Origin of the sequence: Bradyrhizobium sp. STM 3843 (assembly GCF_000239815.1) — a bacterium.
Taxonomy (GTDB): domain Bacteria; phylum Pseudomonadota; class Alphaproteobacteria; order Rhizobiales; family Xanthobacteraceae; genus Bradyrhizobium.
The window spans coordinates 1-14,098 of sequence record NZ_CAFK01000090.1 but is presented as its reverse complement, the minus strand read 5'-3'; the positions used below and the strand labels follow the sequence as shown (position 1 = coordinate 14,098).

Sequence of the window (14,098 nt, the reverse complement as noted above, 5' to 3'; positions counted from 1 at the left end):
CCCGGCCTCATCCTCCTCCGCCTGCCTGATCATCTCCTCACTCACGATCGCGTTGCAGCGCGGCACCAGGAAGATCATCGTGCTGGCGCAGGCGAGCGAGAGGATCAGGATCGCCGAGGTCAGAGGCAGCGTTGAAGCATAGTGCCCGCCGAGATAGGCGCCGAGCTGCGAGGTCAATGCACCAAGCCCCATCTGCAGAAAACCCATCGCGCCGGAGGCGGTGCCGGCCGCGCTGGGGCGCACGCTGATCGCGCCCGCAGCGGAGTTGGCCATCACGGCCGCGTTCGCAAACATCACCAGCATCTGGGTGCCGAACAGGATGCTCGGCACCTGGTTGAGGCCGAGCAGGCTCCAACCGAAATTCAGCAGACTGCCCACAAGCTGCAGCGCCAGGCCGAACCAGATGAGCTTGTCCAGCGAATGGCGTGGCGAGAAGCGGACGCAGAACAGATTGCCGACGAAATAGGCGAAGCCAGTCGTCGCAAACCAGGCGCCATACTCGGCTGAGGAGCGGCCCATCTGGACCTCGACGATATAGGGACCGCCGCCGGCAAAGGCGAAGATGATCTGCGAGGCCAGCACCTGGCACAGCACATAGCCGATGAAGGCGCGGCTCTTCAGCAGCACCGTGACGTCGCTGCCGAAGCTGGCGCCCTCGGCGCGTGCACGCCGCGTCTCCGGCAGCGCGAGCGTCACGGCGATCGCGATCGCAACCGACAGCGCCGTGACGACATAGAAGATCGCGTGCCAGCCGAGCGTGATCTCGATCAGACCGCCGGTGAGCGGCGAGAGCATCTGCGCGATCATCATCACGGCGATCACGAGGCTGATCATCGCGCCGACGCGCTCGCGTGGATAAAGGTCACGGATGATGGCTCGGCTGATCACCATGCCGCTGGCCCCGCCCAGGGCTTGCAGGAAGCGCGCGAAGATCAGTTGCGGCAGGGTTTGCGCAAGGATGCAGCCGAAGCTCGCGACGATCGCCAGGCCAAGACCGGCCAGCATCACCGGGCGGCGGCCGTAGCGGTCCGACAACGGTCCGAGCAGAAGCTGCGACAGCGCGATGCCGACCATGTAGCAGGAGACGGTCATCTGCACGACCGAGGCGTCGCGGCCGAAGGTCGTGGCCAGCATCGGCAACGCCGGAACCAGCAGGTAGAGCGAGATCGGTGCAAGCCCGGTCATCACGACCAGCAGCACCAGCACCCCGCGCGAAGGCGCGAGGCCCGCTTGCGAGGCGGCCTCTGGCGGCTTGCTGATCATTCCGTGCATGTGCCGGGCGCGCTCACATCGTTTCGAACGAGGGCGAATGTAGCGGCCTGCCGCGCCGCGAAAACGCTTGTTTCGGCATACGCCCATGCCGGGAGCGGGACTGTTATAATAACGTGCCGAAGGGTGTTGCAGGCGGTGACGAAAATTCGGCAGCTAAACCCCGTCATTCCGGGGCGAAGCCGAAGGCCTCGAGCCCGGAATCTCGAACTTGGCTTTTCGTGCTTCTCAGTTCGAGATTCCGGGTTCGACGCTTCGCGTCGCCCCGGAATGACGGAGGTTGCGGCTAAAGCGCCGCAGTCGCGGCGTCGAGCCAGCGCTGGTCAGCTTCATCGAGCGCGCTGCGCACGGCGGCGTTGACCTTCGCGTGGTACGCGTCGAGCCAGGCGCGTTCGTCCGCGCTCAGCATCGCGACATCGATCAGGCGCCGGTCGATCGGCGCCAGGGTCAGCGCCTCGAAACCGTTCATCGGCTTCTCCGCGCCGGCAATATCCTTCGCCACCACCAGTTCCAGGTTCTCGATCCGGATGCCGAAGGCCTCGGTCTTGTAGTAGCCGGGCTCGTTCGACAGGATCATGCCGCGCTTCAGCGGCGTGGTGCCGAGCTTGGAGATCCGCGCCGGCCCCTCATGCACGGAGAGATAGCTGCCGACGCCATGTCCGGTGCCGTGCTCGAAGTCGACACCGGCCTGCCACAGGAATTGCCGCGCCAGCGTGTCGAGTTGCGCGCCGGTGGCGCCGTCCGGAAAGACCGCGCGCGCGATCGCCAGATGCCCGCGCAGCACGCGGGTGAAGCGGTCACGCATCTCGTCGGTCGGCGTCCCGATCGCGATGGTGCGCGTGACGTCGGTGGTGCCGTCCTGATATTGCGCGCCGGAATCGATCAGCAGGAGATCGCCGGGCATGATGCGCCGGTTGGTCTTGCGGGTGACGCGGTAATGCACGATCGCGCCATTCGGCCCGGTGCCGGCGATGGTCGGGAACGAGACATCTTTCAGCGCCCCGGTGTCGCGGCGGAATGTCTCCAGCGCTTCCACCGCGTCAATCTCGGTCAACGCGCCTTTGGGGGCCTCACGGTCGATCCAGGCCAGAAAGCGCGCCAGTGCGACCGCGTCGCGCCGGTGCGCGCGCCTGGTTCCTTCGATCTCCGTGGCATTCTTGGCGGCCTTGAGCAGGCTCACCGGATCGGTGGAGCGCACGGGCTTGCCGCCGGCCGTCTGGATCAGCCGGGTGAGCGCATCGGCCGCGGTCGCACTGTCCAGCGCGATGGCCGCCCCGGTCTGCGCGAGCCTGGTCAGGTTCGGACTCAGCGCGTCGGGCTCGGCGACATCGGCGGATTGTTCGAGATGGTCGCGGGTGAGATTGGAGAGCTTGCGGTGATCGATGAAGATGGTCGGCCGGCCGCTCTTCGGCACCAGCGCATACGACAAAGGCAGCGGCGTGTGGGCGACGTCGGCGCCCCGGATGTTGAACGTCCAGGCGACGTTGTGTGAATCGGAGAGCACCAGCGCCTCGACGCCCAGCTTATCGATCTCCTTTCGGATCCGGGCGAGCTTGTCGGTCTCGCTCTCGCCGGAAAATTCTGCGGCATGGACGGCGATCGGCGCCACCGGAGGCTGCGGCCGCTCGGTCCAGATCGCATCGACCGGATTGCTGTCGACTGCAACCAGTTCGGCCCCGGCCTTGGTGCAGGCGGAGGCCAGCCGTTCGGCGGCAGCCGCGGTATGCAGCCATGGATCGAAGCCGAGCCGGTCACCAGATTTCAAATGCGCGGTGAGCCAGCTTTCCACCGGCGGCTCGACCAGCGATTCCACGGTCCAGGCCTTGCTGTCGACCTGCCTGGCCGCCTGCAATGTATAGCGGCCATCGACGAAGAGTGCGGCCTCGCGCGGCAGCACGACGGCTGCGCCCGCCGAGCCTGTGAAGCCGGTCAGCCATGCCAGCCGTTCCTCGGAGCCTGGAACATATTCGTTCTGCTGCTGGTCGGCGCGCGGCACGATAAAGCCGGTCAGCTTGCGCCTGGCAAGCTCCTCGCGAAAGGCGGACAGGCGTGCGGTCAGAGCAACCCCGGTCTCGGGATCCTCGAAAGTCTGGAAGTGAGCTTCGAACATGATCGATTAGTCTAAGGTCGAGCATGAGCGTCTGCAATCAGCCTTCCCCAATCGACGCGTGCAGCGCATGAAGAATCTCCTTGCATTCGCCTGTGCAAAACGATTTGCTGTCGTTTGCCAGTCATCCGAAAGAGATGAACCGGGGAAACGTTCGGAATGCTACGACCAAGGTCGAATAGCTGCTGTGGTCGTGTGTTCTAGGAGTGCCTCAACTCAACGGCGAGGGGACGCACATGCCTGCTTTTACCTTCGAGAAATTATCGGCGCCCGCATCGCAAGAGACGGCGCCCACACCCGCCGAGAAGCAGCGCAGCACGCTGGGTCAGCTCGTAAGTCGTTTGACGGCGCCGCGGACGAAGCGGGACCAGCCGATCAATCAGGATTCTGACGGTCGCCAGACCAAAACAAAGTAGTCAGATCAAGACACAGCCAAATCCAAGACAAAGCAAAAAGCAAAGCGGCGCTTTCCCCCAATGCCGGATTGATCCCGGCCTATCCTTCATATCGCAGCAGCAGGCTGCTCCAGCCGTCGATCCTCAGCTGCCTGACCGGCACCAGTCCACGCGCACGATAAGCGGCGACGACGGCGCGTGCCTGCGGTGTCAAAAGACCGGAGAGGATCACGTGTGCCGACGGCGCCAGATGGCGCTGCATGGGCCCGGCGAGCTGGCGCAGCGGATTGGCCAGGATATTGGCTAAGACCAGATCAAACGGACCCTCGCGGGCGAAGTCGGGCGCGGCAAAGCCGGTGGCACGGATAACCCGGACCCGTGGTGCAACTCCGTTGATCCTCATGTTGTCGCGGGCGACCGCGACAGACGGAGGATCGATATCGCTGGCCAGGATCGGCTGATGCCGGGACTGACGGCAGGACTTGGCATGGCAAGACTTGGCCGCGGCAATGGCGAGCACGCCGGTGCCGGTGCCGAGATCCAGCACGCGGCGAGGCGACCGCGACTTCAACAAATGGTCGAACAGCAGCAGGCAGCCGCGGGTGGTGCCATGATGGCCGGTGCCGAAGGCGAGCGCCGCTTCGATCTCGATGCCAAGCTTGTTCGGCGGCACCCGGGCGCGGTCATGGCTGCCATGAACCACAAACCGGCCAGCAGGTACCGGCACCAGATCGTCGAGGCTGGCCTTGACCCAATCCTTGGCTTCGACCACGTCGAAACTGATGGTTTGTGCGACGTCCGCGCCGGCCGCCCCTGCGACGAGCTCGCGAACCAGATCGCGATCCGGCTCTTGCGCGAAATGCACCGTCACGTCCCAGCGCCCGTCCGGTCGCTCGAAGGCGGCCACCGCGGCATCCCCCTCGAAAAAGACCTCGGTCAGGGTATCGACCGCGCGTCTCGCGTCAGTTTCGCCAGCCAAGCTGAAGCTGGCGCGGTGGGTGGCCGGAGTGAGCGTAGAGGTCATCAGGGGATCCGCGGGGCAATTGGTCAGCGTGGTTAAGCGTTTTCTGCCTCAAGGCAAGCGCGATTGCCTTTTGAAGTGGGGTATTGGGCCGCCCGGATCTGTATCCGTCCAGGGCCGAATATCGCGTGAAAATTGCAGACAATTATCAGGACAATTTATCAGGCGCGCATTTAGGTGACTTTAGGTTTCGGCCGGTATGTTCCCGGTCGTGGAACTGAGCGGCTCTGGTCCAACGACAGGGGTATAGAGGTCAGCATGAAATCCAAGATTTTTAAGTTCTTGCGTGATGAATCCGGCGCCACCGCCATCGAATACGGCCTGATCGCGGCCGGCATTTCGCTGGCGATCATCGCCGCGGTCAACGGGCTCGGCTCATCGCTGAGCAGCAAGTTCGACTCGATCAACACGTCTTTGAAGTAAGCGCTTCTGCAACGGTAGTCTCAGGCCGGGGTTCGCGCCCCGGCCTTTTCTTTTTGCGACGCGCACGGCTGGAACCAGCCGTTCTGGGTTCGCGGCTTCCATCCACAGGATGTCCAATGCGCATACAGGTCTTGTCCCGGACCTGTCCCAAGATCTGTCCCAAGGCTTGTCCCAAAACTGTCCCAAGCTTGCAGGAGGTTTGTGCCAAGACCTCGCCACCGACGGTCCACAGCTCTGTCCACCGCTTATCTCCGGGCAAACAGCGCCCTGTGATCAGACAAAATCGCGTGCGCTGCATTGTGGCCGGGCGCGCCGGTGACGCCGCCGCCGGGGTGGCTGCCGGAGCCGCAATGGTAAAGGCCCGGCAGCGGCGAGCGGTAGTCGGCGTGGCCGAGCATCGGCCGTGCCGAGAACAGCTGGTTCAGGCTGAGCGCGCCATGGAAGATGTCACCGCCGAGCAGGCCGAACTGCCGTTCCAGATCCAGCGGCGAGAGAATCTGCCGCGCGAGCACGGTCGAGGCGAAGCCCGGCGCGTAACGGTCGACGGTCGCAATCATGAGATCGGCGACCTCGTCCCGATGATCGTCCCAGGAGCGCTTGTCCGGCAATTCCGGCGCGACATGCTGGCAGAACAGGCTGGCGACATGCCGGCCTGCCGGCGCCAGGCTGTCGTCGAGCGTGGAGGGGATCAGCATTTCCACCACGGGCTCGCGGCTCCAGCCATGCTCGCGTGCATCGAGATAGGCGCGGTCCATATAGGCCAGGCTCGGGGCCAGGATGATGCCCGCCGAGAGATGGTCGCCTTCGCCGGGCAGTGCGGTGAAAGAGGGCAGGCGGCTGAGCGCCAAATTCATACGGAAAGTGCCTGACCCGTTGCGCCAGGTCTTGATGCGGGCGAGAAATGCATCGGGCAAGGCGCCGCCCGGCACCAGCCGCGTATAGAGCAGCTTGGGATTCACATTGGCCACGACATATTTGGCGCGAATGGTCCGGCCGTCCTCCAGCACGACGCCTGCGGCGCGGTCCTGCTCGACGATCACCTCGCGCACGCCGGCATCGACATCGATCAGCGCGCCGTAGTCGCGCACCGCGCGCGCCATCGCTTCCGTGATCGCGCCCATGCCGCCGATCGCGTGGCCCCAGACCCCCTTCTTACCGTTCACCTCGCCAAAGGCGTGATGCAGCATCACATAGGCCGAGCCTGCGGCGTAAGGACTGGCATAGTTGCCGACGATGGCATCGAAGCCGAACAGCGCCTTCACGAGATCAGTCTCGAACACCTCGTCCAGCATCTCGCCGGCCGAGCGGGTGAAGAGATCCAAGAGATCGCGCTGCTGCTCGATCGTCAGCGCGCGCAACGTGTTGGCCGCCGCCAGCGCATTGAAGCCCTCGCGGATCGCGGACAGGCCGAAGCCTTCGACCAGGTTTGGCGGCGCGCGCAGCACGAAGCTGCGCAGCACGTCCGCGATCGCCTCCAGTCTTGCCGAGAACAGGCCGATCGCGTCAGCATCATGCGCGCTGAGCCTGGTCACCGACGGCTGTGTGCGGCCCTCGCCGGTCAGGAGATAGCGGCCGTCGGGGGCAGGCAGGAAATTCTGCGCCCGCCGTTCGACGATCTTGAGCCCGCGCTCATGCAGCTTGAGATCGGCGACGACCTGCGGATTGAGCAGGCTGACCGTGTAGGATGCGACCGAATTGCGAAAGCCCGGATGAAATTCCTCGGTCACGGCGGCCCCGCCGACCACCTTGCGCCGCTCCACGACGTGTACGCGCAGGCCCGCCATGGCCAGATAGGCGGCACAGGTCAGGCCGTTATGGCCGGCTCCAATGACGACGACGTCGGTTTCGTTCATGTCCGCTTCAAAAAGCCCTGGTTAAAGCAAGCGCGGTCGGACGACCGGGAACCGGTGATGGACAGTGCTGTCGCGCCGGAGCCGTATGCCGTCAAGGGAAAGTCTGCGGCCGCTGCTGGCCGTACAGCCCCTCCATCCGTTATGTCTGGTCCGCGTGTCGCGGCCGGGCCATGCGCTTTCCGATGCTGGCCGGAACAACGCCGGAGTTTTCATGACCTCGCTCGCATCGCCTGCAGCCGACCAAACCGCTGGCACGCGGAATAGCCTGATCCTGGTGGTCTACACCGCCGCGATCTTCGTCAGCGCGTTGTTGTTGTTTTCGGTCCAACCGCTGTTCACCAAGATGGTGCTGCCGCGGCTCGGCGGCTCGCCGGCGGTGTGGTCGGTGGCGATGGTCTTCTTCCAGACGCTGCTGCTCGCCGGCTACGCCTATGCGCATTTTCTGATGCAGCTCCGCAATCGGATCGTGCCGGTGGTCGCGCACCTGTTGCTGCTCGTCGTCGCCATCCTCACCCTGCCGTTGTCGATCGCAAATAGCTGGGGCGAGCCGCCGACCTCCGGCTATGCGCTCTGGCTGCTTGGGCTGTTTGTGGTCTCGATCGGCCTGCCGTTTTTCGCGCTGGCCGCCAACAATCCGCTGCTGCAGGCCTGGTTCGTCCGCACTGGCCACCCGGCCGCGCCCGATCCCTACTTCCTCTATGCGTCATCCAATATCGGCAGCTTCCTGGCGCTGTTGTCCTATCCGCTCTTGATCGAGCCGATCTTCAGCCTGCGCATGCAGAACCTGATCTGGACCGCCGGCTACGGGCTCTTGATCGTGCTGATCGCGGCCTGCGGCCTGCTGCTGTGGCGCGCGCCGGCGCAGCTGTCAATCGAGCTGCAGGCGGAAGAGAGCGACGCGCCGCCGCCGAGCTGGCTGTTGCGCGCGCGCTGGATCTTCCTGGCTGCGGTGCCCTCGGGCCTGCTGATCGCGGTCACCGCGCATATCTCGACCGACGTCGCCGCGGCGCCGCTGCTCTGGGTGCTGCCGCTGTCGCTCTATCTCTTGACCTGGGTGCTGGTGTTCCAGTCCCGACCGCTGCTGCCGCACGCATGGATGTTGGCGCTACAGCCGCTGGCGATTGCCGGCATCGTGGTGCTGCTGGCAGTCGGCGGCGAGCAGAATCTGTTCCTGACGCTGGGCGGCCATCTGCTCTGCTTCTTCCTGATCGCGATGGCCTGTCACGGCGAGCTGGCGCGGACCCGGCCGGCTGCCAGATACCTCACCGGCTTCTATGTCGCGCTGTCATTCGGCGGCATGGTCGGCGGCCTTTTCGCAGGCTTGGTCGCGCCGTTCACCTTCTCCTGGGTCGCCGAATATCCGATCCTCCTCGCGCTTGCCGCGCTATGCCGGCCGGCGCAGAAGAGCGAGCGTTTGCCCTCTGTGACCCGGTGGTACTGGCTCGTGCTTGCGGCGATCGCGATTGCGCTGATCGTGCCGGGGGAGACCACCGGCGCGGTCACGGCCTATCTGCAGGAGCATCGGGTCTGGGTGGCCGGTGTGGTTGGTGTGTTCGCGGCGCTGCTCGCACTGCTGCTCAATGTCGAGCGCTGGAAGATCTTCGCAACCGTCGTGGTCGCGCTGGTGCTGATCCGGCTTTACCCGGCGGATGATGGCCGGGTTGAAACGGTCCGCAGCTTCTTCGGCGTGCACAAGATCGTGGTCACCTCGCACGGCCAATACCACGTGCTGATGCACGGCACGACCATCCATGGCGCGCAGAAATATCAGAACGATGACGGCTCACCGGTCACCGGACGGCCTGAACCGATCACCTACTACCATAAGGACGGTGGTATCGGTCGCGCCATCACTGCGGTTCGCGAGCGCAAGGGCGCGCCGCTGAAGGTCGCCGTGATCGGCGTCGGCGCCGGCACGCTGACCTGCGCCGCCGAGCCCGGCGAGAGCTGGAAGTTCTTCGAGATCGACCAGACGATGGTCGATACCGCGAGCGATCCGAAATATTTCAGCTACATCAAGAATTGTGCGCCCGACTTCAAGCCGGTGATCGGCGATGCGCGGCTGACCTTCGCCAAGGAACCGGACGGCATCTACGATCTCATCATCGTCGACGCCTACTCCTCGGATGCGATCCCGATCCATCTTGCGACCGAAGAAGCGATGGCGATCTACAAGGCCAAGCTCGCCCCGCAGGGCGCCGTCGTGATGCACGTCTCCAACCGCCACCTCGCGCTGGAAAGCGTGGTGGTCGGCATCGCCGACGCCAATGATCTGAAGAGCTGGGTCTACAACGAGGATTCCGGCCGCGACGACGAATACATCTTCCCGACCGACGTGGTGGTGTCCGCGCGCGACGATGCCGATGTCGGCAATCTCGCCTCGTCGGACAAATGGACCGAAACCGAGCCGACCGAGGGCGAGCGGGTCTGGACCGACGATTATTCCAACATTCTCGGCGCCGTCTATCGGCGCCTGCGCGACGGAGAGTAGTGGGACGTCAGGCTTCGCCCAGGCGATAGGATCAAGCGATCCATGATCAGGACGACGATCTGGATTGCTTCGTCCGCCGCTCCTTGCAACGACACCAATTCGGCAAAATGAAAGGCGGGCGTGAGGCCCGCCTTCATCTGTCAATGTCAGGGCATCTCAGTCCTGATAGGTGTTGCCGAAATAGTCCCGCGGCTGATAGGGGCGCGGCTGGTAGGAACGCTGTGGCTGCTGGTAGCTCGGGGCGCTGTTGCCGTAATACTGGTACCGCTGCTGCGGATAGGCCTGAGCATCGTAGACACGGCGTGTGGCGCTCGGCGGCGCGGGATAGCGCGTGCCGTCGTCGCTGCCGTCGGCCGGATAGATGTAGCCGTCCTCGGCCCGCTGCTGCGGCACGATCTGCCGTCCGGGCAAGTATTGCGGCTGCGGCGTCAGCACGACCGGTTCGCCGGCGCTGTCATATTGCTGGGCGTCGCGGCGCGCCACCGCTGTGCCGCGGTGCGGATTGCGCGCCAGCGCAACCTCGGCGGAGCCGGTCAAGGTCACGGTGGTGTTGAGGACGCCTTCTCTCTGGACGAGCTCATAGAGTGTGGTGGCATTGGCCTTCGACAGCCGCACGCAGCCATGCGACGCAGGCGTGCCGAGCCGGCCTTCCGAATCCGTGCCGTGGATCGCATGCCCGATCTTGGTGAAGAAGATCGAATGCGGCATCGGCGCGTCATCGAACTCTTTGGAGTAGTGGTCCTCTTCCATACGGAAGGCGCGGAAGTTGCCGCTTGGCGTCTCGCGGGAGGGAATGCCGGTCGAGACCGGCCAGTGATAGCGCTCCACGCCATCGACGGCGACCGTCATCATCTGGTTGTTCTTGTCGACCGTGATGTCGACCTTTGCCAACGCCGGCGTGCCGGCAAGCAGCATCAATCCGGCAAGCGCAAGAAGAGTGGTACGCATGTGACCTCTGGCCTCTGCAATTTCAGTCCCGCCGCGGCTCTTTCCCTCGGCCTGCAATATGTCCGAAATTGAGCATTTGTTCCAGGAGCGCGAGCAGCACATCATTAACGGCCGGCGCAATGCAGGCAAGCCGTGACCGCCGACGCCGAGTGACATTTTCGCGAGTTAACTATTCGCGAGTTGCCCCGAGGCGGCGTGGGCGTTAGCGAGGGACGTCACGGAGCTGCAACCATTTGGCCGCATCCGTGTTATATAGATCCTTCCTCGTCCACCTGCCGAAGACCCATCGGGATGACAATGCTGAAAACAAGAGCCAAGGCGGCAGCGCTCCGCGACCGCTCGTCACAACGCGTGACCTGTCTTCTCGCGGCGCTCGCGATCGTGGCGCTCGCGCTGGCCTGGCTCTCACTGCCGCCGGTCGCCCACGCCCAGGGCATCGTGGGCGGTGCGCGGGAAGGCGCCCATGAAGGCAATCGGATCGGCGGCCCGGTGGGCGGCGTCGTCGGCGGCGCAGTTGGCGCCGGCGTGGGCGGAGCGGTCGGTGCCGTCGAAGGCGTGTTTGGCGTCCCGCACCGGTCCTACTACCACCGGCACTACCGCTGCCGTGGGTATCGCGACCGCTACGGTCGCTTCCACTGTTATCGGTAAAATCGGCGAGATCGCCTGGCAGCGGCTCAGCGCTTGAGCCGGTAGCCGGTCTTGAAGATCCACCAGACGATCGCCAGGCAGATGGCGAGGAACGTGAGCGTCATGCCGATGCTGACAACCACGTCGACATCGGCGATCTCGTAGAAGCTCCAGCGGAAGCCGGAGATCAGATAGACCACTGGGTTGAGCAGCGCGATCGAGCGCCAGGTGGGCGGCAGCATATTCACCGAGTAGAAGCTGCCGCCGAGGAAGGTCAGCGGCGTCACCACCAGCATCGGGATCATCTGCAACTTCTCGAAGCCGTCGGCCCAGATGCCGATGATGAAGCCGAACAGGCTGAAGGTGACTGCGGTCAGCACCAGAAAGGTCAGCATCCACACCGGATGATGGATGTGCAGCGGCACGAACAGGCTGGCGGTCGCCAGGATGATCAGGCCCAGAATGATGGACTTGGTTGCGGCGGCGCCGACATAGCCGAGCACGATCTCGAAATGGGAGATCGGCGCCGAGAGGATCTCATAGATCGTCCCGATGAATTTGGGGAAGTAGATCCCGAACGAGGCGTTGGCGATGCTCTGCGTCAGAACCGACAGCATCACCAGCCCCGGCACGATGAAAGTGCCGTAGCTGACGCCCTCGACTTGGCTGATGCGCGAGCCGATCGCCGCGCCAAACACGACGAAATAGAGCGATGTCGACACCACCGGCGACACGATGCTCTGCAGGATCGTGCGCCAGGTGCGCGCCATCTCGAATTTGTAGATCGCGCCGATTGCCGGAAGATTCATTGTTGCACCAGACTGACGAAGATGTCCTCGAGCGAGGATTGCTCGGTCTCGAGATCGGCGAAACGGATGCCGGCGGTCCTGAGATCGCCGAGCAGGCTGGTAATGCCGGTACGCTCGCCCTTGGTGTCGTAATCATAGCTCAGACGCCAGCCGTCCTCGGACAACACGAGATGGTAGGCGCTCAAGCTGTCCGGCACCGCGTCGATCTTGTTCTGCAGATAGAGCGTCAGCCGCTTCTTGCCGAGCTTCTGCATCAGATTCGCCTTGTCCTCGACCAGGACGATCTCGCCTCTGTTGATGACGCCGACGCGGTCGGCCATCTCCTCGGCTTCCTCGATGTAATGGGTGGTCAGGATGATGGTCACGCCCGCCGCGCGGAGCTCGCGGACCACGTCCCACATGCCCTTGCGCAGCTCGACGTCGACGCCGGCGGTCGGTTCGTCCAGAAATAACACCTGCGGCTCGTGCGCCAGCGCCTTGGCGATCATGACGCGCCGTTTCATGCCGCCCGACAGGGTGATGATCTTGGAGTCCTTCTTGTCCCACAGCGAGAGGTCTTTCAGGATCTTCTCGATCAGGGCCGGATTCTTCGGCTTCCCGAACAGGCCGCGGCTGAAGCTGACAGTGGCCCAGACGCTTTCGAACGAATCGGTGTGCAACTCCTGCGGCACCAGCCCGATCATCGCGCGGGCGGCGCGGTAGTCGCTGATGATGTCATGGCCGCCGACTGCGACTTTGCCGGTGCTCGGATTGGCGATGCCGCAGATGATGCTGATCAGCGTCGTCTTGCCAGCGCCATTGGGGCCGAGCAGTGCGAAGATCTCGCCGCGGTGGATATCGAGATCGATCCTCTTCAGCGCGGTGAAGCCGGACGCGTAGGTCTTCGACAGACCGGAGACGGAAATCACGGGGGTCATAAGGGCAGATTGAGCTGGAGCAGAATGGACGGCGCTCAGGGAGGAAGCTGTTCGCGGACGCCGCCGGAGGGCAGGCGAGAGATAGGAAGGCGTCCTGTCGCCCGCAATCGTGCGTCGTAGGGCAATTCGGTCAGTTTCGGGGCCTTTTGAGGGCTGAATGTGGTAAGGTGTTGCGGGTACGACACGATTCGGCGGTAACGTGGCTTGAGCCGCTCGTCCATGTTGCGTGTGCGAGCATCGTGAGACTACGGTCGCGCCGTCGCGACATCTTTTCGCCGCGGAGGAAGACCGATGACGCCAGGAAGCCGCACCATTGCAACGGATGCCAGGATGTCTCCTGCGATCCGGTGGTTGAGCGCAGGCGCGCTTGCACTGCTGTTGCTGCTGCCGCTCGGTCCCGGAGCCGCCAGGGCTGCACCGACCGCGACGGCAATCTCGGCGAGCACGACCCACGTCTACCTTCTGCGCGGCGTGCTCAATATCTTCTCGCTCGGGCTGGATGATATCGCCGCCAAGCTGCAGGCGCAGGGAATCCCGGTCACCATCGCCAATTTCGTGTCCTGGTCCTCGCTCGCTGACGAGGCCGCGGCCGGCTACCGGTCCGGGCAAATCAAGACGATCATCCTGGTCGGCCATTCATCGGGCGCCACCGCGCTGCCGGACATGATCGCCAAGCTCGGCCAGCTCGGCGTGCCGGTGAAGCTCGCGATCGGGCTTGATTCGGTATTCAAGACCAAGCTGGTCGCGGGCAATGCCGAGCGCTACATCAACTTCTACATCGCCAACGGTGCCGGCGAGCCGGTCCGCCGCGACGATGGTTTCCGCGGCAAACTGGAAAACGTCGACGTCGAATCCGTGCCAGGCGTCGGCCATATCACCATCGAGAAGAACCAGATCATGCAGCAGAAGGTGATCGGCGCGATCGATGCCGTGGTGTTCGGCAACAGGGGCCGGCCGGTTCAGCCGACCACGGTGACCCGCCCGCAGCGCGCGGCGAGTGCCTCGAGCCTGCGGAACTGATTTCCGATCATATCTCGATACCGGCGCCGCCTCAAATTTGCGCCGATTCAAGGGCGACAAGCGCAGCGCAGGCAGATACCGTCTTGCCTGCGTTTCAGGTTGCGAGAAGGCGCCCATGATCGGTCCGGGACCAACTTCCAAGGATTCCGTCAAGGTTCGCGCCTCCCGAGGCGCAGTGTGGCTTGCCGGTGCACTGCTTCTTTGCGGTGGCATGACTT

12 protein-coding genes are annotated in these 14,098 nt (G+C 64.1%); 5 read left to right on the top strand and 7 right to left on the bottom strand.

Annotation, left to right across the window (positions count from 1 at the left end; translation table 11 throughout):
- Both BRAS3843_RS12350 and BRAS3843_RS12345 read right to left on the bottom strand, forming a co-directional pair.
- Positions 1-1,272: multidrug effflux MFS transporter (locus tag BRAS3843_RS12350; protein WP_035981552.1), on the bottom strand; the 1,272-nt coding region annotated here is incomplete at its 3' end.
- Between the two features lie 283 nt (positions 1,273-1,555).
- Positions 1,556-3,379 (bottom strand): aminopeptidase P family protein, encoded by a 1,824-nt coding sequence (locus BRAS3843_RS12345; protein WP_008969227.1) that lies wholly within the window; start codon positions 3,377-3,379, stop codon positions 1,556-1,558.
- Between the two features lie 233 nt (positions 3,380-3,612).
- Between BRAS3843_RS12345 and BRAS3843_RS40685 the strand changes: the two genes are divergently transcribed.
- Positions 3,613-3,792, top strand: coding sequence for a hypothetical protein (locus tag BRAS3843_RS40685; RefSeq protein WP_139024846.1), 180 nt, complete (start codon positions 3,613-3,615; stop codon positions 3,790-3,792).
- A gap of 79 nt (positions 3,793-3,871) precedes the next feature.
- Here BRAS3843_RS40685 and BRAS3843_RS12340 read toward each other — a convergent pair whose 3' ends face one another.
- Complete coding sequence (locus tag BRAS3843_RS12340; RefSeq protein ID WP_008969225.1) at positions 3,872-4,795, bottom strand: 50S ribosomal protein L11 methyltransferase; 924 nt, start codon at positions 4,793-4,795, stop codon at positions 3,872-3,874.
- Between the two features lie 255 nt (positions 4,796-5,050).
- Here BRAS3843_RS12340 and BRAS3843_RS12335 point away from each other — a divergent pair, with 255 nt between their 5' ends.
- Positions 5,051-5,215: a Flp family type IVb pilin gene (locus BRAS3843_RS12335; RefSeq protein WP_008969224.1), complete on the top strand. Its 165-nt coding sequence runs from the start codon at positions 5,051-5,053 to the stop codon at positions 5,213-5,215.
- A 245-nt stretch (positions 5,216-5,460) separates the two neighbouring features.
- Here the strand turns inward: BRAS3843_RS12335 and BRAS3843_RS12330 are convergent, their stop codons facing one another.
- Entirely contained in the window at positions 5,461-7,068 is a 1,608-nt protein-coding gene (locus BRAS3843_RS12330; protein ID WP_008969222.1) for an NAD(P)/FAD-dependent oxidoreductase, read from the bottom strand.
- 211 nt (positions 7,069-7,279) lie between these two features.
- Between BRAS3843_RS12330 and BRAS3843_RS12325 the strand changes: the two genes are divergently transcribed.
- Positions 7,280-9,559, top strand: a complete 2,280-nt coding sequence (locus tag BRAS3843_RS12325) for a fused MFS/spermidine synthase (RefSeq protein WP_008969220.1) — start codon at positions 7,280-7,282, stop codon at positions 9,557-9,559.
- A 156-nt stretch (positions 9,560-9,715) separates the two neighbouring features.
- Here the strand turns inward: BRAS3843_RS12325 and BRAS3843_RS12320 are convergent, their stop codons facing one another.
- On the bottom strand, positions 9,716-10,507 hold the full coding sequence (locus BRAS3843_RS12320) for a L,D-transpeptidase (protein WP_008969219.1): 792 nt from the start codon (positions 10,505-10,507) through the stop codon (positions 9,716-9,718).
- A gap of 297 nt (positions 10,508-10,804) precedes the next feature.
- Between BRAS3843_RS12320 and BRAS3843_RS12315 the strand changes: the two genes are divergently transcribed.
- On the top strand, positions 10,805-11,155 hold the full coding sequence (locus tag BRAS3843_RS12315; protein WP_008969218.1) for a hypothetical protein: 351 nt from the start codon (positions 10,805-10,807) through the stop codon (positions 11,153-11,155).
- A 26-nt stretch (positions 11,156-11,181) separates the two neighbouring features.
- Here the strand turns inward: BRAS3843_RS12315 and BRAS3843_RS12310 are convergent, their stop codons facing one another.
- Both BRAS3843_RS12310 and BRAS3843_RS12305 read right to left on the bottom strand, forming a co-directional pair.
- Positions 11,182-11,943 carry an ABC transporter permease gene (locus BRAS3843_RS12310; protein ID WP_008969217.1) on the bottom strand — a complete coding sequence of 254 codons (762 nt, stop codon included), beginning with the start codon at positions 11,941-11,943 and terminating at the stop codon, positions 11,182-11,184.
- Entirely contained in the window at positions 11,940-12,860 is a 921-nt protein-coding gene (locus BRAS3843_RS12305; RefSeq protein ID WP_008969216.1) for an ABC transporter ATP-binding protein, read from the bottom strand. Before BRAS3843_RS12305 ends, BRAS3843_RS12310 begins: the two co-directional genes overlap by 4 nt.
- A 291-nt stretch (positions 12,861-13,151) precedes the next feature.
- Here BRAS3843_RS12305 and BRAS3843_RS12300 point away from each other — a divergent pair, with 291 nt between their 5' ends.
- A complete protein-coding gene (locus BRAS3843_RS12300) occupies positions 13,152-13,880 on the top strand; it encodes a hypothetical protein (protein WP_008969214.1) in 729 nt (242 codons plus the stop codon).
- Positions 13,881-14,098: the final 218 nt, after the last annotated feature.